24 protein-coding genes and 1 pseudogene are annotated in these 21,966 nt (G+C 72.0%); 12 read left to right on the forward strand and 13 right to left on the reverse strand.

Annotated elements, in window-relative coordinates:
- Nucleotides 1-69 precede the first annotated feature (69 nt).
- Nucleotides 70-1,293: an NAD(P)-dependent malic enzyme gene (locus ACWC9R_RS15645; protein ID WP_450731955.1), complete on the reverse strand. Its 1,224-nt coding sequence runs from the start codon at nucleotides 1,291-1,293 to the stop codon at nucleotides 70-72.
- A gap of 531 nt (nucleotides 1,294-1,824) precedes the next feature.
- On the opposite strand from ACWC9R_RS15645, the gene ACWC9R_RS15650 reads away from it, so the two are divergent.
- The 3 genes from ACWC9R_RS15650 (at nucleotide 1,825) to ACWC9R_RS15660 (ending at nucleotide 4,600) form a co-directional block, all read left to right on the forward strand.
- Nucleotides 1,825-2,799 carry an ABC transporter substrate-binding protein gene (locus ACWC9R_RS15650; RefSeq protein WP_450731957.1) on the forward strand — a complete coding sequence of 325 codons (975 nt, stop codon included), beginning with the start codon at nucleotides 1,825-1,827 and terminating at the stop codon, nucleotides 2,797-2,799.
- A 62-nt stretch (nucleotides 2,800-2,861) separates the two neighbouring features.
- A complete protein-coding gene (locus ACWC9R_RS15655; protein WP_450731959.1) occupies nucleotides 2,862-3,800 on the forward strand; it encodes an amino acid ABC transporter permease in 939 nt (312 codons plus the stop codon).
- A 47-nt stretch (nucleotides 3,801-3,847) separates the two neighbouring features.
- Nucleotides 3,848-4,600 carry an amino acid ABC transporter ATP-binding protein gene (locus tag ACWC9R_RS15660; protein ID WP_362604770.1) on the forward strand — a complete coding sequence of 251 codons (753 nt, stop codon included), beginning with the start codon at nucleotides 3,848-3,850 and terminating at the stop codon, nucleotides 4,598-4,600.
- A gap of 91 nt (nucleotides 4,601-4,691) precedes the next feature.
- Here the strand turns inward: ACWC9R_RS15660 and ACWC9R_RS15665 are convergent, their stop codons facing one another.
- On the reverse strand, nucleotides 4,692-5,453 hold the full coding sequence (locus ACWC9R_RS15665; protein WP_450731961.1) for a class I SAM-dependent methyltransferase: 762 nt from the start codon (nucleotides 5,451-5,453) through the stop codon (nucleotides 4,692-4,694).
- 94 nt (nucleotides 5,454-5,547) lie between these two features.
- Between ACWC9R_RS15665 and ACWC9R_RS15670 the strand changes: the two genes are divergently transcribed.
- The gene (locus ACWC9R_RS15670) at nucleotides 5,548-6,177 is read left to right on the forward strand and encodes a CGNR zinc finger domain-containing protein (RefSeq protein WP_450731963.1); all 630 of its coding nucleotides are present in this window, start codon (nucleotides 5,548-5,550) and stop codon (nucleotides 6,175-6,177) included.
- Here ACWC9R_RS15670 and sodX read toward each other — a convergent pair.
- On the reverse strand, nucleotides 6,081-6,551 hold the full coding sequence (gene sodX / locus ACWC9R_RS15675) for a nickel-type superoxide dismutase maturation protease (RefSeq protein ID WP_450732046.1): 471 nt from the start codon (nucleotides 6,549-6,551) through the stop codon (nucleotides 6,081-6,083). The two genes, ACWC9R_RS15670 and sodX, sit on opposite strands and share 97 nt — an antisense overlap.
- Before the next feature lie 168 nt (nucleotides 6,552-6,719).
- On the opposite strand from sodX, the gene sodN reads away from it, so the two are divergent.
- On the forward strand, nucleotides 6,720-7,115 hold the full coding sequence (gene sodN, locus ACWC9R_RS15680) for a superoxide dismutase, Ni (RefSeq protein ID WP_450731965.1): 396 nt from the start codon (nucleotides 6,720-6,722) through the stop codon (nucleotides 7,113-7,115).
- 125 nt (nucleotides 7,116-7,240) lie between these two features.
- On the opposite strand, the gene ACWC9R_RS15685 is transcribed toward sodN, so the two are convergent.
- Both ACWC9R_RS15685 and ACWC9R_RS15690 read right to left on the reverse strand, forming a co-directional pair.
- On the reverse strand, nucleotides 7,241-8,527 hold the full coding sequence (locus tag ACWC9R_RS15685) for a cation:proton antiporter domain-containing protein (RefSeq protein WP_450731967.1): 1,287 nt from the start codon (nucleotides 8,525-8,527) through the stop codon (nucleotides 7,241-7,243).
- 170 nt (nucleotides 8,528-8,697) lie between these two features.
- Entirely contained in the window at nucleotides 8,698-9,657 is a 960-nt protein-coding gene (locus tag ACWC9R_RS15690) for a LysR family transcriptional regulator (protein WP_450731968.1), read from the reverse strand.
- A gap of 219 nt (nucleotides 9,658-9,876) precedes the next feature.
- Between ACWC9R_RS15690 and snpA the strand changes: the two genes are divergently transcribed.
- Nucleotides 9,877-10,542, forward strand: coding sequence for a snapalysin (snpA, locus tag ACWC9R_RS15695; RefSeq protein ID WP_450731970.1), 666 nt, complete (start codon nucleotides 9,877-9,879; stop codon nucleotides 10,540-10,542).
- A 211-nt stretch (nucleotides 10,543-10,753) separates the two neighbouring features.
- On the opposite strand, the gene crcB is transcribed toward snpA, so the two are convergent.
- The 5 genes and pseudogenes from crcB to ACWC9R_RS15720 all read right to left on the reverse strand — a co-directional run bounded on the left by crcB (nucleotide 10,754) and on the right by ACWC9R_RS15720 (nucleotide 13,524).
- On the reverse strand, nucleotides 10,754-11,128 hold the full coding sequence (gene crcB, locus ACWC9R_RS15700; protein WP_450731972.1) for a fluoride efflux transporter CrcB: 375 nt from the start codon (nucleotides 11,126-11,128) through the stop codon (nucleotides 10,754-10,756).
- Nucleotides 11,125-11,511, reverse strand: a complete 387-nt coding sequence (locus tag ACWC9R_RS15705) for a DUF190 domain-containing protein (protein ID WP_450731974.1) — start codon at nucleotides 11,509-11,511, stop codon at nucleotides 11,125-11,127. The genes crcB and ACWC9R_RS15705 overlap by 4 nt, the downstream gene beginning before the upstream one ends.
- Complete coding sequence (locus ACWC9R_RS15710; protein WP_450731976.1) at nucleotides 11,508-11,945, reverse strand: fluoride efflux transporter FluC; 438 nt, start codon at nucleotides 11,943-11,945, stop codon at nucleotides 11,508-11,510. The genes ACWC9R_RS15705 and ACWC9R_RS15710 overlap by 4 nt, the downstream gene beginning before the upstream one ends.
- Nucleotides 11,946-12,031: 86 nt before the next feature.
- Nucleotides 12,032-12,199 (reverse strand): annotated as a pseudogene (locus ACWC9R_RS15715) (isocitrate lyase/PEP mutase family protein); the annotation flags it as partial.
- Nucleotides 12,200-12,438: 239 nt separating this feature from the next.
- Nucleotides 12,439-13,524, reverse strand: a complete 1,086-nt coding sequence (locus tag ACWC9R_RS15720; protein WP_450732048.1) for a magnesium and cobalt transport protein CorA — start codon at nucleotides 13,522-13,524, stop codon at nucleotides 12,439-12,441.
- A 215-nt stretch (nucleotides 13,525-13,739) separates the two neighbouring features.
- Here ACWC9R_RS15720 and ACWC9R_RS15725 point away from each other — a divergent pair, with 215 nt between their 5' ends.
- From ACWC9R_RS15725 to ACWC9R_RS15735, 3 genes are all read left to right on the forward strand, one after another.
- Nucleotides 13,740-16,004, forward strand: coding sequence for a heavy metal translocating P-type ATPase (locus ACWC9R_RS15725; protein WP_450731978.1), 2,265 nt, complete (start codon nucleotides 13,740-13,742; stop codon nucleotides 16,002-16,004).
- 319 nt (nucleotides 16,005-16,323) lie between these two features.
- Nucleotides 16,324-17,262: a beta-ketoacyl-ACP synthase III gene (locus tag ACWC9R_RS15730; protein WP_450731980.1), complete on the forward strand. Its 939-nt coding sequence runs from the start codon at nucleotides 16,324-16,326 to the stop codon at nucleotides 17,260-17,262.
- Nucleotides 17,263-17,343: 81 nt separating this feature from the next.
- Nucleotides 17,344-17,772, forward strand: a complete 429-nt coding sequence (locus tag ACWC9R_RS15735) for a VOC family protein (protein WP_450731981.1) — start codon at nucleotides 17,344-17,346, stop codon at nucleotides 17,770-17,772.
- Between the two features lie 18 nt (nucleotides 17,773-17,790).
- On the opposite strand, the gene ACWC9R_RS15740 is transcribed toward ACWC9R_RS15735, so the two are convergent.
- The 3 genes from ACWC9R_RS15740 to ACWC9R_RS15750 form a co-directional block, all read right to left on the reverse strand.
- A complete protein-coding gene (locus ACWC9R_RS15740) occupies nucleotides 17,791-18,024 on the reverse strand; it encodes a hypothetical protein (protein WP_450731983.1) in 234 nt (77 codons plus the stop codon).
- Between the two features lie 178 nt (nucleotides 18,025-18,202).
- A complete protein-coding gene (locus ACWC9R_RS15745; RefSeq protein ID WP_362604661.1) occupies nucleotides 18,203-19,126 on the reverse strand; it encodes a glutaminase in 924 nt (307 codons plus the stop codon).
- 10 nt (nucleotides 19,127-19,136) lie between these two features.
- The gene (locus ACWC9R_RS15750) at nucleotides 19,137-19,871 is read right to left on the reverse strand and encodes a helix-turn-helix domain-containing protein (protein WP_450732050.1); all 735 of its coding nucleotides are present in this window, start codon (nucleotides 19,869-19,871) and stop codon (nucleotides 19,137-19,139) included.
- A gap of 97 nt (nucleotides 19,872-19,968) precedes the next feature.
- Here ACWC9R_RS15750 and ACWC9R_RS15755 point away from each other — a divergent pair, with 97 nt between their 5' ends.
- The 3 genes from ACWC9R_RS15755 (at nucleotide 19,969) to ACWC9R_RS15765 (ending at nucleotide 21,933) form a co-directional block, all read left to right on the forward strand.
- On the forward strand, nucleotides 19,969-20,202 hold the full coding sequence (locus tag ACWC9R_RS15755; protein ID WP_450731985.1) for a hypothetical protein: 234 nt from the start codon (nucleotides 19,969-19,971) through the stop codon (nucleotides 20,200-20,202).
- A gap of 169 nt (nucleotides 20,203-20,371) precedes the next feature.
- The gene (locus tag ACWC9R_RS15760) at nucleotides 20,372-20,962 is read left to right on the forward strand and encodes an N-acetylmuramoyl-L-alanine amidase (RefSeq protein ID WP_450731987.1); all 591 of its coding nucleotides are present in this window, start codon (nucleotides 20,372-20,374) and stop codon (nucleotides 20,960-20,962) included.
- Nucleotides 20,963-21,006: 44 nt separating this feature from the next.
- Entirely contained in the window at nucleotides 21,007-21,933 is a 927-nt protein-coding gene (locus ACWC9R_RS15765; RefSeq protein ID WP_450731988.1) for a 1-aminocyclopropane-1-carboxylate deaminase/D-cysteine desulfhydrase, read from the forward strand.
- Nucleotides 21,934-21,966: the final 33 nt, after the last annotated feature.

Here is a 21,966-nt window from a genome sequence, read left to right on the forward strand (position 1 = left end):
ACAACGGGCCGGGCCCGCACCTCTGGAGGTGCGGGCCCGGCCCGTCGGCGTGGAAACGCGGCGGCGCGGTCAGCGGCGCGCCACGCCCTCGGCGCGGGCGGCGGCCGCGACGGCTGCGGTCACGGCCGGCGCGACCCGCTCGTCGAACGGCGAGGGGATCACCCGGTCGGCGCTGAGTTCGTCGGCGACCACGGCGGCCAGCGCCTCGGCGGCGGCGAGCTTCATGCCCTCCGTGATCCGGCTGGCCCGCACCTGCATGGCACCGGCGAAGATGCCCGGGAAGGCCAGCACGTTGTTGATCTGGTTGGGGTAGTCGCTGCGCCCGGTGGCGACCACGGCCGCGTACTTGTGCGCGATGTCCGGGTGGATCTCCGGGGTCGGGTTGGCCATCGCGAAGATCAGCGAGTCCTTCGCCATCTTCGCCACCGCCTCCTCCGGCACCGTGCCGCCGGAGACACCGATGAAGACGTCGGCGCCGTCCAGCGCGTCCTCCAGGGAACCGGTCAGCCCGCCCTTGTTCGTGAAGCCGGCCACGTCACGCTTGACGTCGGTGAGGTCGGAGCGGTCGGTGGAGACGATGCCCTTGCGGTCGCACACCGCGACGTCTCCGATGCCCGCCTCGATGAGGATCTTGGCGATGGCGACACCGGCCGCACCGGCGCCCGAGATGACCGCCCGCAGCTGCCCCAGCGAACGGTCGGTGAGCTTGGCGGCGTTCCGCAGGGCGGCCAGCGTGACCACGGCGGTGCCGTGCTGGTCGTCGTGGAAGACCGGGATGTCCAGGGCCTCCTGGAGCCGGCGCTCGATCTCGAAGCACCGCGGCGCCGAGATGTCCTCCAGGTTGACGCCGCCGAAGGACGGGGCCAGGCGGACGACGGTCTCGATGATCTCGTCGGTGTCGGTGGTGCCGAGCGCGATCGGCACCGCGTCGACGCCGCCGAACTGCTTGAAGAGGATGGCCTTGCCCTCCATCACGGGGAGCGAGGCCTCCGGACCGATGTCGCCGAGGCCGAGCACCGCGGTGCCGTCCGTGACCACGGCGACGACCTGGGACTTCCAGGTGTAGTCGTGCACCAGCTCGGGCTGCTCGGCGATGGCGCTGCACACCTTGGCGACGCCCGGCGTGTAGGCGAGGGACAGGTCGTCCTTGTCCCGGACCGGCACGGTCGCCTGAATGGCCATCTTGCCGCCGCGATGCAGCGCGAACGCCGGATCGAAGGCATTGTCGGGCGCGCTGTTCGCGTCCGTACCGGTATTGCTGTCGCTGCGAGGATTGACGATCTCCGCTGCCACTTGTCTTACCCCTTTTATTCGTGAATCTGCTGAGGGTGGCCACTCCCTGGTTGAGGGGTGGGCGGGCACCGCGTCCGTGCCCTGCGCCACAGATGACTGCGGCGCGGGGGGAGGTACGGACGCCGGGCGCGCCGCACACGCGCCCTGAGCCCCGGATGAGGGGTGTAACGCACCTTTCTACCTGACGGGCGCGCGCCCCGACGAGTCAGATTCATTACCCTCGGGTTCAAGGCTCCGACAATAACGGCGAAATGCACAAAAAACTCAGAAGAGCCCTCCGCCTCCGTCCGGATTCCGAGATGCCCGGAGCCGGGCCGGGCCACCGGGTGCCCGCCGGACCGTCGCGGGACCTCCCCGGCGGCATCCGCCCGCCATCCCGGCGCCGCCGTCCGTTATCCGATTTTGACCTGAACGAGAGTCCGAATACCGGAGCGCGGATGGCAGGATTCCGTCACCGACCGAGGTCACGACGCTCGAAGGTGTGCCCCGGCCCTTTGTCGCGTCGGCTTCTCCATCCGCAGGAGGCTCAGCATGACCGCACGCACCACCCGTCGCACGGCCGCCGGCAGGTCTCGTACAGCCGCGGCCGCAGCGACCGCGGTCGCCGCCTCGCTGCTGCTGCTCAGCGCCTGCGGTGACCAGACGAACGAGGCCATCGCCAAGCGTGAGGCGAAGAAGAGCCGGAACGTCAACGCCCCGCTGTTCAAGAAGCTGCCCAAGGACGTCCAGGAGAAGGGCTTCCTCCAGGTCGGCTCGGACATCACGTACAAGCCGGTGGAGTTCCGCTCCAGCGGGAAGATCGAGGGCATCGACCCGGATCTCGCGGCGGCGATGAGCAAGGAGCTGGGCATCAAGCTCAACTTCAACAACGCCACCTTCGACACCCTCATGGGCGGCCTGAAGTCCAGGCGCTACGACATCGCGATGTCGGCGATGACGGACACCAAGGAGCGCCAGGAGGGCATCGACAGCAACACCGGCAAGAAGATCGGCAAGGGCGTCGACTTCATCGACTACCTCAACGTCGGCGTCTCGCTCTACACCCGCAAGGGCAAGACCAACGGCGTCGACGGCTGGGAAACGCTGTGCGGCAAGAAGATCGCGGTGCAGCGTGGCACGGTCTCGCACGACCTGGCCAAGGACAAGTCGAAGGCCTGTGAGTCCAACGACGCGGAGCCGATCTCGATCGAGGCGTTCGACAACGACTCCGAGGCCCAGACCCGGCTGCGTACCGGCGGCGTGGACGCCGTCTCCAGCGACTACCCGGTCGCGGCGTACGCGGTGAAGGTCTCCGGGGGCGGCAAGGACTTCCAGATGGTCGGCGGCGCGCCGCTGAAGGCGGCCCCGTACGGCATCGCGATCCCCAAGGGCCAGACCCAGCTGCGCGACGCGCTGAAGGCCGCCGTGGAAAGCGCGATCAAGAACGGCACGTACGCCAAGGTCCTGGACAAGTGGGACGTCAAGGACGCCGCGGTCAAGAAGGTGCAGATCAACAGCGGCTCCTGAGCCGTCGCACACCGCACCCTCCGCCCCGCGCACCTCCCGCCGAATGCTGAAAGGCAACACCCGTGTCAGTTGACGTCGACAAGTCGGCCCAGCCGCCGGCAGATGCTCCGCCGCCCCAGTCCCTCAAAGCCATCCCCGTACGCCATTACGGACGCTGGGTGGCGGCACTCGTCGTCATCGGGCTGATCGCCCTGCTCGGCAGGGCCTTCGCCACCGCGGACGTCAACTGGGACGCCATCCCCCAGTACATGTTCAACGCGGACATCCTCAAGGGTCTGCGCAACACCCTGCTGATCACCGTGCTCTCGATGATCATCGGCATCGTCGGCGGTGTGGTCCTGGCCGTGATGCGCCAGTCCAAGAACCCGGTCACCTCGACGGTCGCGTGGTTCTACGTCTGGTTCTTCCGCGGCACGCCGGTCTACGTCCAGCTGTTCCTCTGGTTCAACCTGGGCCTCGTCTTCCAGTACATCGACATCATGCCGATCTACAAGGACGAGTGGTCGGACTTCATGACCCCGTTCCTGTGCGCGCTGCTGGGCCTGGGGCTCAACGAGGCGGCGTACATGGCGGAGATCTGCCGGGCCGGCCTCAACGCCGTCGACGAGGGCCAGACCGAGGCGGCGCACGCGCTGGGCATGAGCCACGCCAAGACGCTGCGCCGGATCATCGTGCCGCAGGCGATGCGGGTGATCGTGCCGCCGACCGGCAACGAGGTCATCAACATGCTGAAGACCTCGTCCCTGGTGGCCGCCGTCCAGTACTACGACCTGCTGCAGGCCGCCCAGAACATCGGCCGGGACTCCGGTGTGGTGGTCGAGATGCTGATCCTCGCCGCCACCTGGTACCTGATCGCCACCACGGTGCTGAGCATCGGGCAGTACTACCTTGAGCGGTACTACGCCCGCGGTGCCAGCCGCCAGCTCCCGCCCACTCCGCTCCAGCGCGCCAAGGCGAAGCTGACCGGCGGCTTCAACCGCTCCGCCGGAGGTGCCGGATGACCAGCAAGATCACCACTGAGAAGTCCGCGGGCAGCAGCGGCGGCCCGATGGTCAAGGCCGAGGGCGTCCACAAGTCCTTCGGCGCGGCCCACATCCTCAAGGGCATCGACCTGGAGGTCGCGCCGCGGGAGGTCTTCTGCCTGATCGGCCCGTCCGGCTCCGGCAAGTCGACGTTCCTGCGCTGCATCAACCACCTGGAGAAGGTCAACGCCGGCCGGCTCTCGGTCGACGGCGAACTGGTCGGCTACCGCGAGCACAACGGCAAGCTCTACGAGCTGCGCGACAAGGAGGTCGCCGCGCGCCGCCGGGACATCGGCATGGTCTTCCAGCGCTTCAACCTCTTCCCGCACATGACCGCGATCGAGAACGTCATGGAGGCGCCGATCCAGGTCAAGGGCGAGTCCAAGGCCGCGGCGCGGGAGCGGGCGGTCAGGCTCCTGGACCGCGTCGGCCTCGCCGACAAGGCCAGGAACTACCCCTCGCAGCTCTCCGGCGGCCAGCAGCAGCGCGTCGCCATCGCCCGTGCGCTGGCGATGGAGCCGAAGCTGATGCTCTTCGACGAGCCGACCTCGGCGCTGGACCCGGAGCTGGTCGGTGACGTCCTGGACGTCATGAAGGACCTGGCCGCGGACGGCATGACGATGATCGTCGTGACCCATGAGATGGGCTTCGCCCGGGAGGTCGGCGACTCGCTGGTCTTCATGGACGACGGTGTGGTGGTCGAGTCCGGCCACCCGCGCGAGGTGCTCGGCAATCCGCAGCACGAGCGGACGAAGTCGTTCCTGTCGAAGGTGCTGTAGCGCGCCCGCCGCGGACGCGGTGGCGGTAAGGGGCGGTCCGGTGGGTGCGTACGACAGGCACCGCCGGGCCGCCCCTCACTGTAGGGCCGCCCTACTTCAGGCCCAGCACCAGGGCGTCGGTGGGCGAGGCCCATACCGGCCGGGCCTCAGCGAAGCCCGCCTCGCGCAGCACGGCGGCGTGCCACGCGGCCGACGGGGTGTCGCCGTCCGCGTGCTCGCCGTAGATCTCGAAGCGCTCGGCGGTCGGCCCTGCCAGCCGCGGGTCGGCGGCCGCCAGCTGCCACCACTCGGCCCAGTCCACGGCGCCCTTCGCCTTCGCCGCGTCCATCCGCGCATGCCGGAAGACCCGCTCGGCGGCGTTGATCCGCGGGGTGCCCTCCTCGGGCATCCGGTCGGCGTTCATGAAGACCCCGCCGTCCCGCACCAGCCCGCCGAGCTGCCCGTAGAGCCCGCGCAGGTCCTCGCTGTGCAGCCAGTGCAGCGCGGTGGCGGTGAGCACCGCGTCGTAGGAGTCGTGCGGCAGCTTCGCCGTCCACTGCGGGTCCTTGAGATCGGCCCGTACGAAGCGGACCCGGGACTCGCCTTCGAAGTACCCTTCCGCGATGGCCAGCAGCGCGGGATCGAGATCGACGCCCACACTCTCGGCCTCGGGGAACCGCGTGAGCAGCCGGTCGGAGATACTGCCCGTGCCGCATGCCAGATCCAGGACCCGGGGCGCCGGACCCACCAGCGCCTCGACCATGTCCAGCATCACCCGGAACCGCTCCTCACGGTCGGGGAGGTACCACTCCTGCTGGCGGTCCCAACTGTTCTGCCACGCTTGCCAATCGGCGCCGACGACGGTCTCGGTCATCGCTTCCTCTCCAGGCCGTAATACCCTCGTAGTGAGGACACCCCTTACTACAAGGTCGTACCCGCACCCTAGCCTCCGCCCGTAAGGACTACAAGTGGAACTGGCCTATTACTCGGACTATGCCGTGCGACTGGTCAACACCGAGCAGCCCGAACGCGGCACCGACACCCTGACCTCGGTCGACGTCGTACGGGAGCTCTTCGGTCCCGCCCAGCAGGCCGCCCGGCGCGCGACCGACAGCGACGTCACACGGCTGCGCACGGTCCGCTCCCGGCTGCGCGCCGTCTTCGAGGCCGCCGACACCGGCGACGAGGTGCTGGCCGTGGACCTGCTCAACGCCCTGATGATGGAGTTCCCGGTCAGCCCGCAGATCTCCGGCCACGAGTTCCGGAACGACAACGGCCGCCCCGACTGGCACATGCACATCGCCGACCACGCCGCCAACGCGACCGCCGGCTACACCGCGACCGCCTGTATGGGCCTGGCCTTCCACCTCACCGAGCTGGGCGTGGACCGGCTGGGCATCTGCGAGGCGCGGCCCTGCCGCAACGTCTACCTGGACACCTCGACCAACCGCTCCCGGCGCTACTGCTCCGACCGCTGCGCCACCCGCGCCAACGTCGCCGCCTACCGCGCCCGCAAGCGCCTGGAGAACGAGCGCGCGGCCCGTACCGGCCGGACCGCCGACACCGCCCAGGAGAGCACCCCGGTGACCGAGCGCTGAATCCCCCGCGGCGGCCGCACCCGCACCCAGGCGCGCGCGAGGACCAGCTCGTCCGGGACCACCCCGAACTCCCGGCTGTCGTTCTCGACGAACGGATTGTCCCCCTGGACCCACCAGCCGCCGTCGCGCCGCTGCACCGCCCGCTTGACGATCAGCAGGTCCTGCCGGAACGGATGCCGCAGCACGACCACGTCACCGGGCCGGACCGCCGCCCCGTACCGCACCACCAGCTGGTCGCCGGGCCGCAGCGTCGGCACCATCGACGGGTTGTACACCTCGGCCAGCCCGAAGGCACGAAGGAGCCCGCCCCGTTCCTGCCCGGCGTCCGCTTCCGCGCCCCGCTCCGGCTCGCGCTCGTGCACCCGCTCCGGCATCCCGTACCTCCCGGTCCAGCTCCGGTCCGACCCGTTCACGGGCCCATCCTCCACCAGTCCCGGCGTGACACCGGACTTTTGCCCTAAGACCCCCGGCCCGCCCGAGAAAAGCCTTCCCGCACCGAGTAATCTCGCACCTGAGAAGACGATCACGAGGAAGGACTGAACATGCTTTCGCGCCTGTTCGCCCCCAAGGTCAAGGTCAGCGCCCACTGCGACCTGCCCTGTGGTGTGTACGACCCCGCCCAGGCCCGCATCGAGGCCGAGTCGGTCAAGGCCGTCCAGGAGAAGTACCAGGCCAACGAGGACGCCGACTTCCGCACCCGCGCCGTCCAGATCAAGGAGCAGCGCGCCGAGCTGGCCAAGCACCACGTCTCGGTGCTGTGGAGCGACTACTTCAAGCCCCCGCACTTCGAGAAGTACCCGGAGCTGCACCAGCTGGTCAACGACACCCTCAAGGCCCTCAGCGCCGCCAAGGGTTCCAACGACCCGGCCACCGGCCAGAAGGCCCTGGACTACATCGCCCAGATCGACAAGATCTTCTGGGAGACCAAGAAGGGCTGACCCGGGCCCGGCGTCCCGTCCCGCGTACGCCGGGGCGTAGCGCCGCACCAGGTGTCCCGCACCCGTTCCACCCCCTCCGCCGATCGCGGAGGGCGGCGGGGCGGGTGCGGTCTTTGTGGGCGGGGTCAGGTCGGTGACGGGCCGCGGCGGCCGCGGTTGCGGTGGAGGCCGCCGGCCGCCATGCCCCGGACGGGCAGGTCCTGGGGCGGTGCGCCGGCGGGGGCCGCGGGCCCGGCCGCCTTGCCGTAGCGGTTCGCCAGCGGGGCGGAGGTGAGGCCGTGGGCGAGGACGCTGAGGAGGACGGTGCAGGCGATCACCGGGAGCACCGTCCGGGCACCGGCGGGGGTGAGTTCCTCGACCGCGAGCAGCCCGAAGATGATCGAGGCCAGTCCGCGGGGGCCGAACCAGCCGATGAAGCCCACCGTCTTCGCGTCCAGCCCGCTGCCGGCCAGACACAGCGCCACCGGCACCATACGGATCACGGTCAGGCTCAGCACGGCGTAGACCACGGCCTGCCAGGTGAGGTGGGCGAACACCTCCGGGAGCAGCACGGCGCCGAAGGCCAGCCAGACCAGCACGGACAGCAGCGCCCCCGTCTGCTCGACGTACAGCAGCACCCGCGGGGGCGCGCCGTGCGTCGTGCCGAACGCCAGACCGGCGACGAAGGCGGCGACGAAGCCGTTGCCGCCGATCGCCAGGGCGGAGGTGTAGCCGAGCAGGGAGAGGGCCAGCACGCCCGCGCCGGCGAAGTCCTCGGCCGCCCAGCCGTTGCGGAGCGCGGTGCGCAGCAGCCAGCCGGCGGCGAGGCCGACCGCGGCGCCGTACGCGGCGCCGACGGCCAGCTCCACCAGGGCGTGGCCGGTGGCGTCCGGCCCGGCGGTGTGTTCGGCGGCGGACACCCCGGCCAGCGCGAGCACCACCAGCGGGGTGGCGATGCCGTCGTTGAGGCCGCTCTCCACGTTGATCAGCCGGCGGATGCGCGCGGGCACCACGGGGTTGACCATCATCGTGGCGCCGAGTGCGGCGTCCGTCGGCGCGAGCGCGGCTCCGACGTAGAGCGCGGACCAGCCGGAGACACCGGGCAGAAGGGCGGCGGCGACCAGCGCGCCGAGGCCCACGCACAGCGGCAGGCCGATGCCCAGCAGCCGTACGTAGAGCCCGAGTTCCGGGCGCAGGGCGCGGAAGGAGAGCCGCGCGGCGTCGGTGAAGAGCACCCAGACCAGGGTGATCTCCGCGAGCGCCTTGACCGTCTCGTGCGGGAGGTGGAGGTCGAGGACCCCGGTGCCCTCGCCCAGCAGCAGGCCCAGCAGGACGAAGGCGGCCGGGGCGGTGAGTTCGAAGCGCTCCATCCGCCGCGAGCACAGGCACCACAGGAACACCAGGAGCAGAACCAGGGAAAGGGTGCCGTCCACAGGGTCTCCAGGCTTGGCCGCGCCGGCGCTCGGGCGTCCCACTCTCGGCCATCACCCCGCCGTCCGGCCGCTCCCGTCAGCCCGGACCCGCCCCTTTCACACGGTTGGCGGACGGGCGCCGCGGCACGGGCGCCGCGGGCCGGGTCCGCCGTCGCCCCCGTCGCCCGGCCTCAGGTCCCCACGGTCAGCGGGCCGTCGTGCCGTACCAGCCACGCCCGGTAGGCGTCGCTCGCCCAGGCGATCTCCATGTAGGAGGCGGTCAGATCGGCGAAGAGGTCGTCCGCGGAGGCGGCGGGGGTGTCGTCCTGACGGCAGGCCATGAACAGCCGGACGGCGAGCGGGTCGCCGTACAGGGGGCGGATCGCCATGCCGTGGCGGGAGCGGGCGGTCGGCTGGCAGGGGGTGACCACCTCACCGGCCGTGACGAGGTCCACGGTGGTGAGGTAGTCGCCGTGCACGACCCGGGGGTTGATTCCGGCCGCGGCCCAGATACGGCGCAGTCCGGCCCACTCGCCGTCCACGGTCGGGTCGACCATCCACTGGTCGTCGGCGAGGTCGGCGACCCGGATGACCTCCCGGGCGGCCGCGGGGTGGGTGTCCGACAGGGCGATGAACTGCGGTTCCCTGGCGATGAGTTCATACACGGCCAGGCCGTCGGGGACCCGCAGGGGCGCGCCCTCGACCTCGTGGACGAAGGCGGCGTCGAGCTGTCCCGTGGAGACCATGTGCAGCAGGGCGTTGGCGGACACATCGGTTCTTATCGTGGTGTCCGTTTCCGGCAGCCGGACCCGTAGCCGGCGCAGCCAGCCGGCGACGGCGGGGCTGTTGGTGCTGCCGATGTGCAGCCGGGCGCCCTGTTCGCGCTGCGAGGCCGAGGCAACCTCGTCAATAAGTGCCCGCATTTCGGCCACTATCGGCCGGGCCCGGCACAGCACCGAGTGCCCCAGGGGCGTGGGCCGGCTGCCGCTCGGCTCGCGGAAGAAGAGCTGGCCACCCAGGGCTTTCTCGATGCGGTGGAGCTGGGTGGTCAGGGAGGGCTGGGTCATGCCGAGCTGCCGGGCAGCCTTGCGTACGCTGCCGGTGTCGGCGATGGCGCACAATGCGCGAAGATGCCTTACCTCGAGCTCCACGTCCGGAGCATAACGACGTCGGCATCCGTCACACCAGACTCTCAAACCTGTCTGAACTCCGTTTTTCGCGCAGGGTATTGGCTGGTGCTATCGCCACCTAACATCTCTGCCTTCCGGGTGAACTCCGTCCAGACTCAACGGCACCAAGAAATCCGCAGGGCCCCGGTCGCCGCCCCACACGGCGACCGTACGGCCCTCCGGAAATTAAGGAGCCCCCACATGAGATCTCCCAAGACGGCGCTGTCGGCGGCGCTCGGTCTGGGCCTCGTCGCCGCGCTCGCCGCTGCGGCGCCGGTTTCGGCAGCTTCCCCCTCCCCCACCAACTCCTCCCACAGCACCGCCGCTTCGATCGCGGCGTACAACGGCTCGGCCGCCGAGAAGGCCGACACCAAGGCGTTCTTCGAGGCCGTGATCAAGTCGGCCAGGGCCAAGATGAAGGCGCACCCCGACGCGGCCTCGGTCACCGTCACCTACGACGCCGGCAAGGCCCCGAAGTTCGCGGAACAGATAGCGCAGAGCACCTCCATCTGGAACGGCGCCGTGCAGAACGTCAAGCTGCAGGAAGGCAGCGGCGGCGACTTCGAGTACCGCGAGGGCGACGACCCGCGCGGCTCGTACGCCAGCACCGACGGCCACGGCAAGGGCTTCGTCTTCCTGGACTACAAGCAGAACCAGGAGTACAACTCCACCCGCGTGACCGCGCATGAGACCGGCCATGTGCTCGGCCTGCCGGACCACTACGAGGGTCCGTGCAGCGAGCTGATGTCCGGCGGCGGCCCCGGCACCTCGTGCCAGAACGCCCAGCCGGACGCGAACGAGACCGCCAAGGTGGACCAGCTCTGGGCCAACGGCCTGGCGGGCATCCGCTTCGGCAAGACCTCCTGACGGACCCACCGTCCCGCTGAAGCACCGAAGTTCGGCGGAGGCCGGCGGACCGGCCGGGCTGACGGTGGCCGGTCCGCACGCCTGGGGCTGTCGAGTGCCGGAACCTGGCGGCCGGCGCTCGAACCCCACCAGCCCTCGCATCTCCTGCGCCGTCCCCGCGGTGGGGCTCCCCCCGGAGCCCCACCGCTTTCGTCTGTCCGGGCCGCCCCGCTCAGCCCCACAGCGCGTGGGCGATCGCCACTCCGGCGAACGCGGCCGCGAGCCCCGCGGCGACGCTCGCCACGGCGTTGGCGGCGGCACCGCCCCGCGCCCCGTCGGCGGCCAGCCGGAGCGTCTCGTACGAGAAGGTGGAGTAGGTCGTCAGCGCTCCGCACAGGCCGGTGCCGAGCAGCAGCTGGAGGTGCGGGCCGGCGGCGCCCGCGGCGGCCGCGCCGGTCAGCAGGCCCAGGATCAGCGAGCCGACGGCGTTGACGGTGAACGTCCCCCAGGGGAAGACCGTGTCGTGCCGGGACTGCACATAGCGGTCGGTGAGGAAGCGCAGCGGCGCCCCGACCACCGCACCGGCCACCACCAGCAGCCAGTTCATCCGCGGCCGTCCTGCTCGGGGGCGGTGTCCCCGGTGCGGGGGTAGGTGATCCGCTCGCACGGGTCGAGGGTGACCAGGCCGCCGCCCGCGAGGAGTTCGTCCAGCCGCGGGAGGAAGGAGCGGACCCGTTCCGCGGTGTCGACGACGACGATCGCGACCGGCAGCTCCTCGCTCAGCGACAGCAGCCGCTGGGTGTGGATGAGGGAGCCGGCGCCGAAGCCCTCGATGCCGCGGAAGACGCTGGCACCGGCCAGTCCGGCTTCCCGGGCACGGTGCACGACCTCCGCGTAGAGCGGCTTGTGGTGCCAGGTGTCCTGTTCGCCGACGAGGACCGTGAGCCGGAGCGCCGGAGCGCCGCCGGGGTGTGCCGTGCCGTCCGTCATGCCGTCCGCCGCCTCAGTTGGAGAAGTGCGCGAGTGCCGGTCACCCCGCCCCATACGGCCGCGAGCGCGGCGCACAGGGTGCCCGCGAGACAGGCCAGGGCCTCGGCCGGGTGCCCGGCGTCGATCAGCCGCTGGATGTCCACGGCGTAGGTGGAGAAGGTGGTGAAGCCGCCGAGGATGCCGGTGCCGAGGAAGGGCCGCACCAGCCGGTGGGCCGTCCCGACCTCGGTGATCAGCACCATCAGCACGCCCATCAGCGCGCAGCCGACGACGTTGACGCCCAGGGTCGTCCAGGGGAAGGCGCCGTTGCCGGTGGGCCAGAGGAGGGCGGCGCCGTAACGCGCCGTGGCGCCGACGGCACCGCCCACGGCCACCACGCCGATCACCGGCCACTGCCCCTGCCAGGGGGCCGCCCGGCGACGTCGCTCGTTCATGGGTCTCCCGAGATCATCAGCGGTCTCAGGCTACCGCCGTCCGGGCGCGGGTGCCCTGGCAGGCGGCGGGGCGGGGCCCGCGGCGGGGCCGCCCGCCGCAGCATCTCGTCCTCCTCGGTGGCGTCCGTACGGGCCACGACGAGCAGGTCGGTACGGCTGGCGAGCACCAGGTCGAGCTTCTCCAGGTACTCCTCCAGCGGCAGCACCAGCTTGCCGTCCGCGTGCCCGCACCGGCGCGGCCGCCGCTGGTCCTCTCCGTACCGCAATGTGCTGCTCCTGTCAGAACCGGCGGGACCGCGGTCCGGCGTCCGGCGCGTACCGGGGGCTCGCCGGACGCCCGGCGCCGCGACCACCCGTTCACCGGAGGAACGGGTCAGGGGCATGCTTATCGGGCACTTCACCGAAATCCCCTCAACACGCCATGCGTGAGCGGGGATTTCTCGACAGGGGCGAGGCGGACGGGGCGGTGCGGACGCTCCCTAGGGGCTTCCCCCTAGAGCCAGCCGTTCCGCTTGAAGCCGCGGTGGATCACCCAGCAGAGGCTCAGTATCACGGCCATCACGAGTGGATAGCCGAAGGTCCAGTGCTTCTCCGGCATGTGGTCGAAGTTCATGCCGTACACACCGCAGATCATGGTCGGCACGGCCAGGATCGCGACCCAGGCACTGATCCGGCGCATGTCCTCGTTCTGGGCGACGGTGACCTGGGCGAGATGGGCCTGGAGTATCGAGTTGAGCAGTTCGTCGAAGGCGGTGATCTGCTCGGTGACCCGGTCCAGGTGGTCGGCGACATCCCGGAAGTAGGTCTTGATCCGGGCGTCGACCTCGGACATCGGGCGGGTCGCCAGCTCCTGCATCGGCCGGTCCAAGGGGGCCACGGCCCGCTTGAGTTCCAGCAGCTCGCGCTTGAGCTGGTAGATCCGGCCGGCCCCGCCGCTGCCGCGGACGGAGAAGACCTCGCTCTCGACGTCGTCGATGTCGTCCTGGACGGCCGCCGTGACATCGAGGTAGTCGTCCACGACGAGGTCGGCGACGGCGTGCAGCACGGCGGACGGGCCGAGCGCCAACTGCTCGGGCTCGCACTCCAGTTGCTCGCGCAGCGGCCCCAGCGAGCCGTGACCGCCGTGCCGCACCGTGATCACGAAGTCGGTGCCGGTGAAGACCATGATCTCGCCGGTCTCCACGACCTCGCTGGTGTCGGTGAGCCGGTCGTGATCGACGTAGCAGACGGTCTTGAAGACGGTGAACAGCGAGTCGTCGTAGTGCTCCAGCTTCGGCCGCTGATGGGCGAGCACCGCGTCCTCGACGGCGAGCGGATGCAGCCCGAACAGCTCCACGATTCCGGCGAATTCCTTCTCGGACGGCTCATGCAGCCCGATCCAGACAAATCCCCTGCCGGTCCTGCGGACCCGGCGGATCGCCACATCAGCCGGGTGGTCGCCCTTCTGCCGTACGCCGTCCACGTACACCGCGCAGTTCACCACGGCGGTACCGAGCGGCGATCGCGCCGGGTGGCTGAGGTCGACTCCCCGGCTGCGCGGCTGCGGCAGCCGGACGGCCTTGCGGAGGTTGCTGATCATCGACACCGGGCCAGTATGGCCCGCGGGGGCCGGTGAACGGTACGGCGAAGCGGCCGTTTTCACACAGCGCGGCGGCGGGGGGACCCTGGGTCGCACAGAGGGCGGCGAAGGGGAAGAAAGCGGGCGCCGCTCCGTGACCGCACCCCGGGGAATACCCTAGGGGGGTATATGGTTCTCCCGGGAGACGGAGACTCGCAGCAGACCGAGGAGCAGGCATGACCACCGCGATCGGAGCGCACGGCGTCGAGTTGGAGATCGGCGGGATGACCTGCGCCTCGTGCGCCGCCCGCGTCGAGAAGAAGCTCAACCGTATGGACGGCGTCACCGCCACCGTCAACTACGCCACCGAGAAGGCGCAGGTGACGGTCGCGGAGGGCAGCGGCGTCGCGACCGCGGATCTGATCGCCACCGTGGAGCGGACCGGCTACACCGCGACGGTCCCCGCGCCGCCGGCCGCCGAGCCCTCCGACGGCGGCGGGGACGCGGCGGACGGCCGGGACGACGAGGCGTCGACCGCGCTGCGGCAGCGGCTGCTGGTCTCCCTCGTCCTCACCGTCCCGGTGGTGCTGATGGCGATGGTGCCGGCCCTGCAGTTCACCAACTGGCAGTGGCTCTCGCTGACCCTGGCCGCCCCGGTGGTCGCGTACGGCGCCTGGCCCTTCCACCGGGCCGCCTGGACGAACCTGCGGCACGGCGCCGCCACGATGGACACCCTCATCTCGATGGGCACCCTCGCGGCGCTGGGCTGGTCCGTGTGGGCGCTGTTCTTCGGCACCGCGGGCATGCCGGGGATGACCCACCCCTTCGAGCTGACCTTCACCCGCACCGACGGCAGCGGCGCCATCTATCTGGAGGCCGCCGCGGGCGTCACCACCTTCATCCTGGCCGGCCGCTCCTTCGAGGCGCGCGCCAAGCGCAAGGCGGGCGCCGCGCTGCGGGCGCTGCTGGAACTGGGCGCCAAGGACGTCGCCGTACTGCGGGACGGCCGTGAGGTGCGCCTCCCGGTGGACGCGCTGCAGACCGGGGACCGCTTCGTGGTGCGGCCCGGAGAGAAGATCGCCACCGACGGGACGGTGGTCGAGGGGGCCTCCGCCGTGGACGCCTCGATGCTCACCGGTGAGTCCGTCCCGGTCGAGGTCTCCCCCGGCGACACCGTCACCGGCGCCACCGTCAACGCGGGCGGCCGGCTGGTCGTCGAGGCCACCCGGGTCGGCGCGGACACCCAGCTCGCCCGGATGGCGCGGCTGGTCGAGGACGCCCAGAACGGGAAGGCCGCGGCGCAGCGGCTGGCCGACCGGATCTCCGCCGTCTTCGTCCCGCTGGTGATCGCGCTCGCCCTGGGCACCCTCGGCTACTGGCTCGGCACCGGCCACGGCGCGGTGGCCGCCTTCACCGCGGCCGTCGCCGTCCTGATCATCGCCTGCCCGTGCGCCCTGGGGCTGGCCACCCCGACCGCGCTGATGGTCGGGACCGGGCGCGGCGCCCAGCTCGGCATCCTGCTCAAGGGGCCGGAGGTGCTGGAGTCGACCCGGCGGGTGGACACCGTCGTCCTGGACAAGACCGGCACGGTCACCACCGGAGTGATGACGCTGACCGAGGTCCACCTCGCGGAGGGGGTGACGGAGCCGGCGGCGCTGCGGCTGGCCGGCGCGCTGGAACACGCCTCCGAGCACCCCATCGCCCGCGCCGTCGCCACCGGCGCCGAGTCCCGTGGCGTCTCCCTGCCCGGCGCGCGGGACTTCACCAGCGTCCCGGGTCTGGGCGTCCGGGGCGTGGTCGAGGGCCATGACGTCCTGGTGGGCCGCGAGCAGCTGCTGCGGCAGGCGGGCCAGTCCCTGCCGCCCGGGCTGGCGGCGGCCAAGGAGGCGGCCGAGGCGGCGGGCCGTACCGCGGTCACCGTCGGCTGGGACGGCGCGGCGCGCGCGGTGCTGGTGGTGTCCGACGCGGTGAAGCCCACCAGCGCCGAGGCCGTGCGCCGGCTGCGCGCCCTGGGCCTGACCCCGGTCCTGCTGACCGGCGACCACCAGGCCGTCGCCGAGGCGGTGGCCGCCGAGGTCGGGATCGACGAGGTGATCGCCGGGGTGCTCCCCGAGGACAAGGTCGCGGTCGTCGCCCGGCTCCAGTCCGAGGGCCGCTCGGTCGCCATGGTCGGTGACGGCGTCAACGACGCGGCCGCGCTGGCCCGCGCCGACCTGGGGCTGGCGATGGGCACCGGCACCGACGCCGCCATCGAGGCCGGGGACCTCACCCTCGTCCGCGGCGATCTGCGCGCCGCGGCGGACGCCATCCGCCTGGCGCGGGCGACGCTCGGCACCATCCGGACCAACCTGTTCTGGGCCTTCGGCTACAACGTCGCGGCGCTGCCGCTGGCCGCCGCCGGACTGCTCAACCCGATGATCGCCGGGGCCGCGATGGCCTTCTCCTCGGTCTTCGTCGTCGGCAACAGCCTGCGGCTGCGGCGCTTCCGGGCGTTGCCGTAAGGGAGCGCCGGGGTGGTGCCGTAGGGCAGCGTCGGGGTGATGCCGTAGGGGAGCGCCGGGGTGATGCCGTAAGGGTGCCGGGCGTCGCCGTCAGGGGCGCCGGGGCGGTGCCCGTAACGGGGAGTGTCCGGGCGCCGTCTCAGAGGCGGCGCCCGGATGTCCGTCCGGCGACGGGACACGCCCGCCGGGCCCGGAACCCGCCGGTTCTGACAACTGTCTCCAGTTCTGGCCACGGAACATTGGCAGTTCACGCAGCCGCCCTCCGGCACCGGCGGGTGAGACTGGTGGACATACCGACCACCCACGTACAGGGGAACTCATGACCGGGTCACGCGTCCTGGCCCTCGGCCATTACCAGCCCTCCGGCGTGCTCACCAACGACGACCTCGCCAGGATCGTCGACACCGACGACGCCTGGATTCGCAGCCGGGTCGGCATCCGTACCCGCCATGTCGCCGCTCCGGACGAGACCGTGGACGCGATGGCGGCGGCCGCCGCGGCCAAGGCCCTGGCCGCCAGTGGCCTGGCCCCGCAGGACATCGACCTGGTGCTGGTCGCCACCTGCACCGCCCAGGACCGCAGCCCGAACGCCGCGGCCCGGGTCGCCGCCCGGCTCGGCCTGCACGCGCCCGCCACCATGGACATCAACGTGGTCTGCTCCGGCTTCACCCATGCGCTGGCCACCGCCGACCACGCCATCCGCGCCGGTTCCGCGACCCACGCCCTGGTCATCGGGGCGGAGAAGTTCACCGACGTCGTCGACTGGACGGACCGCACGACCTGTGTGCTGGTCGGCGACGGGGCGGGCGCCGCGGTCGTCGGGGCCGCGCCGGAGCCGGGCATCGGCCCGGTGCTGTGGGGTTCGGTGCCGGAGATGGGCGCCGCGGTGCGCATCGAGGGCGAGCCGGCCCGGTTCGCCCAGGAGGGCCAGACCGTCTACCGCTGGGCCACGACGCAGCTGCCGGCCATCGCCCGTGCGGTGTGCGAACGCTCCGGGATCACCCCCGCCGATCTCGCCGGTGTGGTGCTGCACCAGGCCAACCTGCGGATCATCGAGCCGGTCGCGGAGCGCATCGGCGCGGTCAACGCGGTGGTCGCCAAGGACGTGGTCGACTCCGGCAACACCTCCGCGGCCTCCGTCCCGCTCGCGCTGTCCAAGCTGGTCGAGCGGCGCGAGATCGCCTCCGGCGCCCCGGTGCTGCTGTTCGCCTTCGGCGGCAACCTCTCGTACGCGGGACAGGTCATCCAGTGCCCGTGAGGCGGGCCCGGCCGTGACACGGGCCCGGCGCGCGTCCGATTCGTTCAAGACGCGGCCCGGCGGGCTGCCTACGCTCGCCGTATGAGCACTTCACCGTCCCCCGCCACCCCGTCCGCCCCGCGGTTCGCGGCCCTCGGCATGGTCGTCGCCGACATGCCCGCCGCGCTCGCCTTCTACCGCCGCCTCGGCCTGGACATCCCCGCCGAAGCCGACACCGCCCCGCACGCCGAGGCGCCGCTCCCCGGTGGGCTGCGGCTGATGTGGGACACCCACGAGACCGCACGGGCCATCGACCCGGACTGGACCCCGCCCGAGGGCGGCACCCCCACCGGGCTGGCCTTCGAGTGCGCCGGTCCCGCCGGCGTCGACAAGCTCTACGCGGAACTCACCGGCGCCGGCTACACGGGCGAGAAGCCACCGTGGGACGCCTTCTGGGGGCAGCGCTACGCCGTCGTCCAGGACCCGGACGGCCATGGGGTGGACCTGTTCGCCCCGCTGCCCCAGGGGTGACGGCCGGGGGCACACCGTCTAGCCGATGTCGCCGGGGTGCTCGCGCAGGTACAGCGCGCCGCAGCTGTGGCAGAAGGGCTCGCCCTGGGCCGTGCCCCAGACCTCGGCCGACTGGGTGGCGGCCGCCGGGGGAAGCTCCCGTCCGCACATCGCCGTGGTGCCTGCCAGCCGCACCATGTGCCAGATCTTCACCGGCGTGTCCGCGTGCGGCAGAACGCCTTCCTCGTACTCAGCGCGCATCTCGTGCTCCATGGCGGTGCACCTCCTACGCCCACGATGCGCCAGCGGTACGGAGCCCACAACGGCAGCCGGGGCGGGGCTGCGGGCCCCACGTCCCCGGTCAGAACACCGACCACCCGGTCAGCGTCGTACTGCATCCCCCCGGGGGACAACCCCCGAACCCCCGGCCGGAAACCCCACTCCCCCCGGCTCAGAACACCGACCACCCGGTCAACGTCGTGAAGTGGTCCAGGGCCGCGGCGCCCGCCACGGAGTTGCCGCGGGCGTCGAGTCCGGGGCTCCAGACGCACAGCGTGCAGCGGCCGGGGATGACGGCGATGATGCCGCCGCCGACGCCGCTCTTGGCGGGCAGTCCGACGCGGTAGGCGAACTCCCCGGCCGCGTCATACGTCCCGCAGGTCAGCATCACCGCGTTGATCCGCTTGGCCTCGCGGGCCTCCAGCAGCCGGCTGCCGTCGGCGCGCAGCCCGTGGCGGGCGAGGAAACCGCCGGCCACGGCCAGGTCCCGGCAGCTCATCTCGATCGAGCACTGCCAGAAGTAGTGCTCGATGACACTGGGGACGGGGTTCTCCAGGTTGCCGAAGGACGCCATGAAGTGCGCCAGCGCGGCGTTGCGGTCGCCGTGCTCGGCCTCCGAGTCGGCCACCGCCTGGTCGAAGGCGAGGTCGGGGTTGCCGCTCTCCTCCCGCAGGAAGTGCAGCATCGAGGTGCTGGCGTCGCCGGTGAGGGTCTGCAGCCGGTCGGTGACCACCAGCGCGCCGGCGTTGATGAACGGGTTGCGCGGGATGCCGTTCTCCGCCTCCAGCTGGACCAGCGAGTTGAACGGCGTACCGGACGGCTCACGGCCCACCCGCCGCCAGATGCCGTCGTCGGCGCTGCCGTGGCTCTGCGCCATCACCAGCGCCAGCGAGAAGGTCTTGGAGATGGACTGGACGGAGAACGGGACCTCCCAGTCGCCGACCCCGTAGACGTCGCCGTGGATGTCGGCCACGGCGATCCCGAAACGGTCAGCGGACACCTGCTCCAGCGCCGGTATGTAGTCGGCGACCCGCCCCTGTCGCACATACGGCCGGGCATGGGCCGCTACCTCCTCGAGAACGGCCTGGTAGTCCATGACGGACACGCTAACCCGGGGCGAGCAGCACCCCCATCGGGGCCCCCGCCAGCGACTTCACCTCACGTGCGAGATGCGCCTGGTCCGCGTACCCGGCCCGCGCGGCGACCTGTGCGTAGGGCATTCCGGAGCGCGCCAGGTCGAGCGCGCGCACCAGGCGGAGCACCCGCGTCAGGGTCTTGGGTCCGTAGCCGAACGCGTCCATGCTGAGCCGGTGCAGCTGGCGTTCGCTGAGCGCGGTGGCGCGGGCAACCTCGGCGACGGGGTGGCCGCGGGCCAGCGCCGCGGCCACGGCGGCGGTCCGGCCGTCCTCCCCGGTGCCCTCCCGGAGGCGGCCCGCTGCGGTCTCCTCCAGCAGGCGGGCGACACCGGCCACGCCGCCCGGCGCCGCGGCGGCAGCCAGCCGCTCGGTCAGCTCCCGCACCCGGCCGGCGGGCCACAGGTCCGCCAACGGCACCCGCCGGTCGCGCAGTTCCCGGGCCGGCACACCGAGGACGGCGGGGCCCTGGCCGGGCGCGAAGCGCAGCCCGACGAGGGTGATACCCGTCGACAGGCCGTCCACGGGCTGTGGCCCGGTGTCCGGGCCCGCCACCAGCAGCCGGCCCCCGCTCCAGATCAGGTCCGTGCACCCGTCGGGCAGCACCGGCCGGGCCGGGAGCCGCAGGGTGCGGGCCCACAGCACCGCGCCGGCCACCCGGGAGGCCCGCTCCCGGTAGCCGCCGGATACGCCGGGTGGCCCCTTCATGTCGCGCGATTCGCCCACATGCCCCAGCCTGGCACGGGAACCCCACGGCCGTCCGCGCCGTTGATCCCTTACGACACGGACCCCACGGAGGTGGCACATGTCAGGGTTTCTCGACCGCGCCAAGGAGCAGGCACGGCAGGGGCTTGCACAGGGCAAGCAGAAGGTCGACGAGGTGCAGCAGAACCGCGCCGGCAGCGAGCTGCTGAGAAAGCTGGGCGCCGCGTACTTCGCCGAGCGGCGGGGCAGCGGTTCACCCGAGGCGACCCAGGACGCCCTCAACGCCCTGGAGGCGCACGTCAACGCCCACGGGGACGCGTTCCTGCACGGCTAGACGGGCCCGTCGTCCGACACCCCGCCGGGCGGCCGAAACGGCTCGCACACTCCCCGAACGAATGGTCCGCTTCGTGCCGTTCGGTTCCCTGCGTCCGGTCTCGTCCCGTACAAGCGAGACATGAGGCGGCACGCGCTCGGCGGCCGCCGTGTCCGCATCGGAGTGGGCCATGTCCGAACCCCTTTCCGCAGCCCGGTTCCGCCGCGCGCTCGTCTCGGAAGGACTCCGGATCGCCGAGGTCGACGGCTGGGAGACGCACAACCGCAACGAGAAGGGGCCGTGGGGCCCGGTGCACGGCGTGATGGTGCACCACACCGTCACCTCCGGCGCGGAGAGCACCGTCCGGCTCTGCCATGACGGCCGCCCCGACCTTCCCGGCCCGCTGTGCCACGGCGTGATCACCAAGGACGGCACGGTGCATCTGGTCGGCTACGGCCGCGCCAACCACGCGGGCCTCGGCGACGGCGACGTCCTGCGCGCGGTGATCGCCGAGAAGCGGCTGCCGCCCGACGACCAGGCCGACACCGACGGCAACCGCGCCTTCTACGGCTTCGAGTGCGAGAACCTCGGCAACGGCACCGACCCCTGGCCGCTCGCCCAGCTGGACGCACTGGAACAGGCCACGGCCGCGGTGTGCCGGGCGCACGGCTGGACCGGCCGCTCGGTGATCGGCCACCTGGAGTGGCAGCCGGGCAAGGTCGACCCACGCGGCTTCCCGATGGACTGGCTCCGCGACCGGGTCACCGCCCGGCTGAAGTGAGGGGCGGGGACGGAGCGGGCCCGCTCCCCCGGGCACCCGGGACAATGGACCGCGTGACCAGCACCGCCCCCGGCCCGGACCCGCGCGCCCTGCGCCCGCGCCTGCCCTCCCCGCTCCAGGAGATCGACGACGCCGCCTTCACCCGCCGCGGGGTGCGGCTGCTGCTGAAGCGGGACGATCTGATCCATCCGGAGCTTCCGGGCAACAAGTGGCGGAAGCTGGCGCCGAACCTGCGGGCCGCGGCCGCGGCGGGTGAGCGGGCGCTGCTGACCTTCGGGGGCGCGTACTCCAACCATCTGCGGGCCACCGCCGCGGCCGGGCGGCTGCTCGGTTTCGCCACCGTCGGCGTGGTCCGCGGCGACGAGCTGGCCGGTGCGCCGCTCAATCCGTCGCTGGCGCGCTGCGCCGCCGACGGGATGCGGCTGCACTTCATCGACCGGGCCCGCTACCGCCGCAGGGCCGACCCGGAGGTGCTCGACGAGCTGCGCGCACGCTTCGGCGCCTTCCGCCTGATACCGGAGGGCGGCAGCAACGCCCTTGCCGCCCGGGGCTGCACCGAACTGGGCCGGGAGCTGCAAGGCGCAGCGGACACGGTCGCGGTGGCCTGCGGCACGGGCGGCACCCTCGCCGGACTCGCCGCGGGGCTGGGCCCGGGGCAGCGCGCCCTGGGCTTCCCCGTATTGAAGGGCGGCCGCCCGCACTTCCTCCAGGAGGCGGTCGAGGAGCTCCAGCACGAGGCGTTCGGCGGACCGCGCGGCGACTGGCGGCTGGAGGACCGCTTCCACTGCGGCGGCTACGCCCGCCGCACCCCGGAACTCGACGCCTTCGCCGCCGCCTTCGAGGACCGGCACGGGCTGCCGGTGGAGCGGATCTACGTCGCCAAGCTGCTGTACGGGCTGACGACACTGGCCGGGGAGGGCGCCTTCGCCCCCGGCGACACCGTGGCCGCGGTGATCACCGGCACCCCGTGAGCGGGCCGGGACCCCGTGAGCGGCCGGGACTCC

Source organism: Streptomyces sp. NPDC001219 (assembly GCF_053597915.1).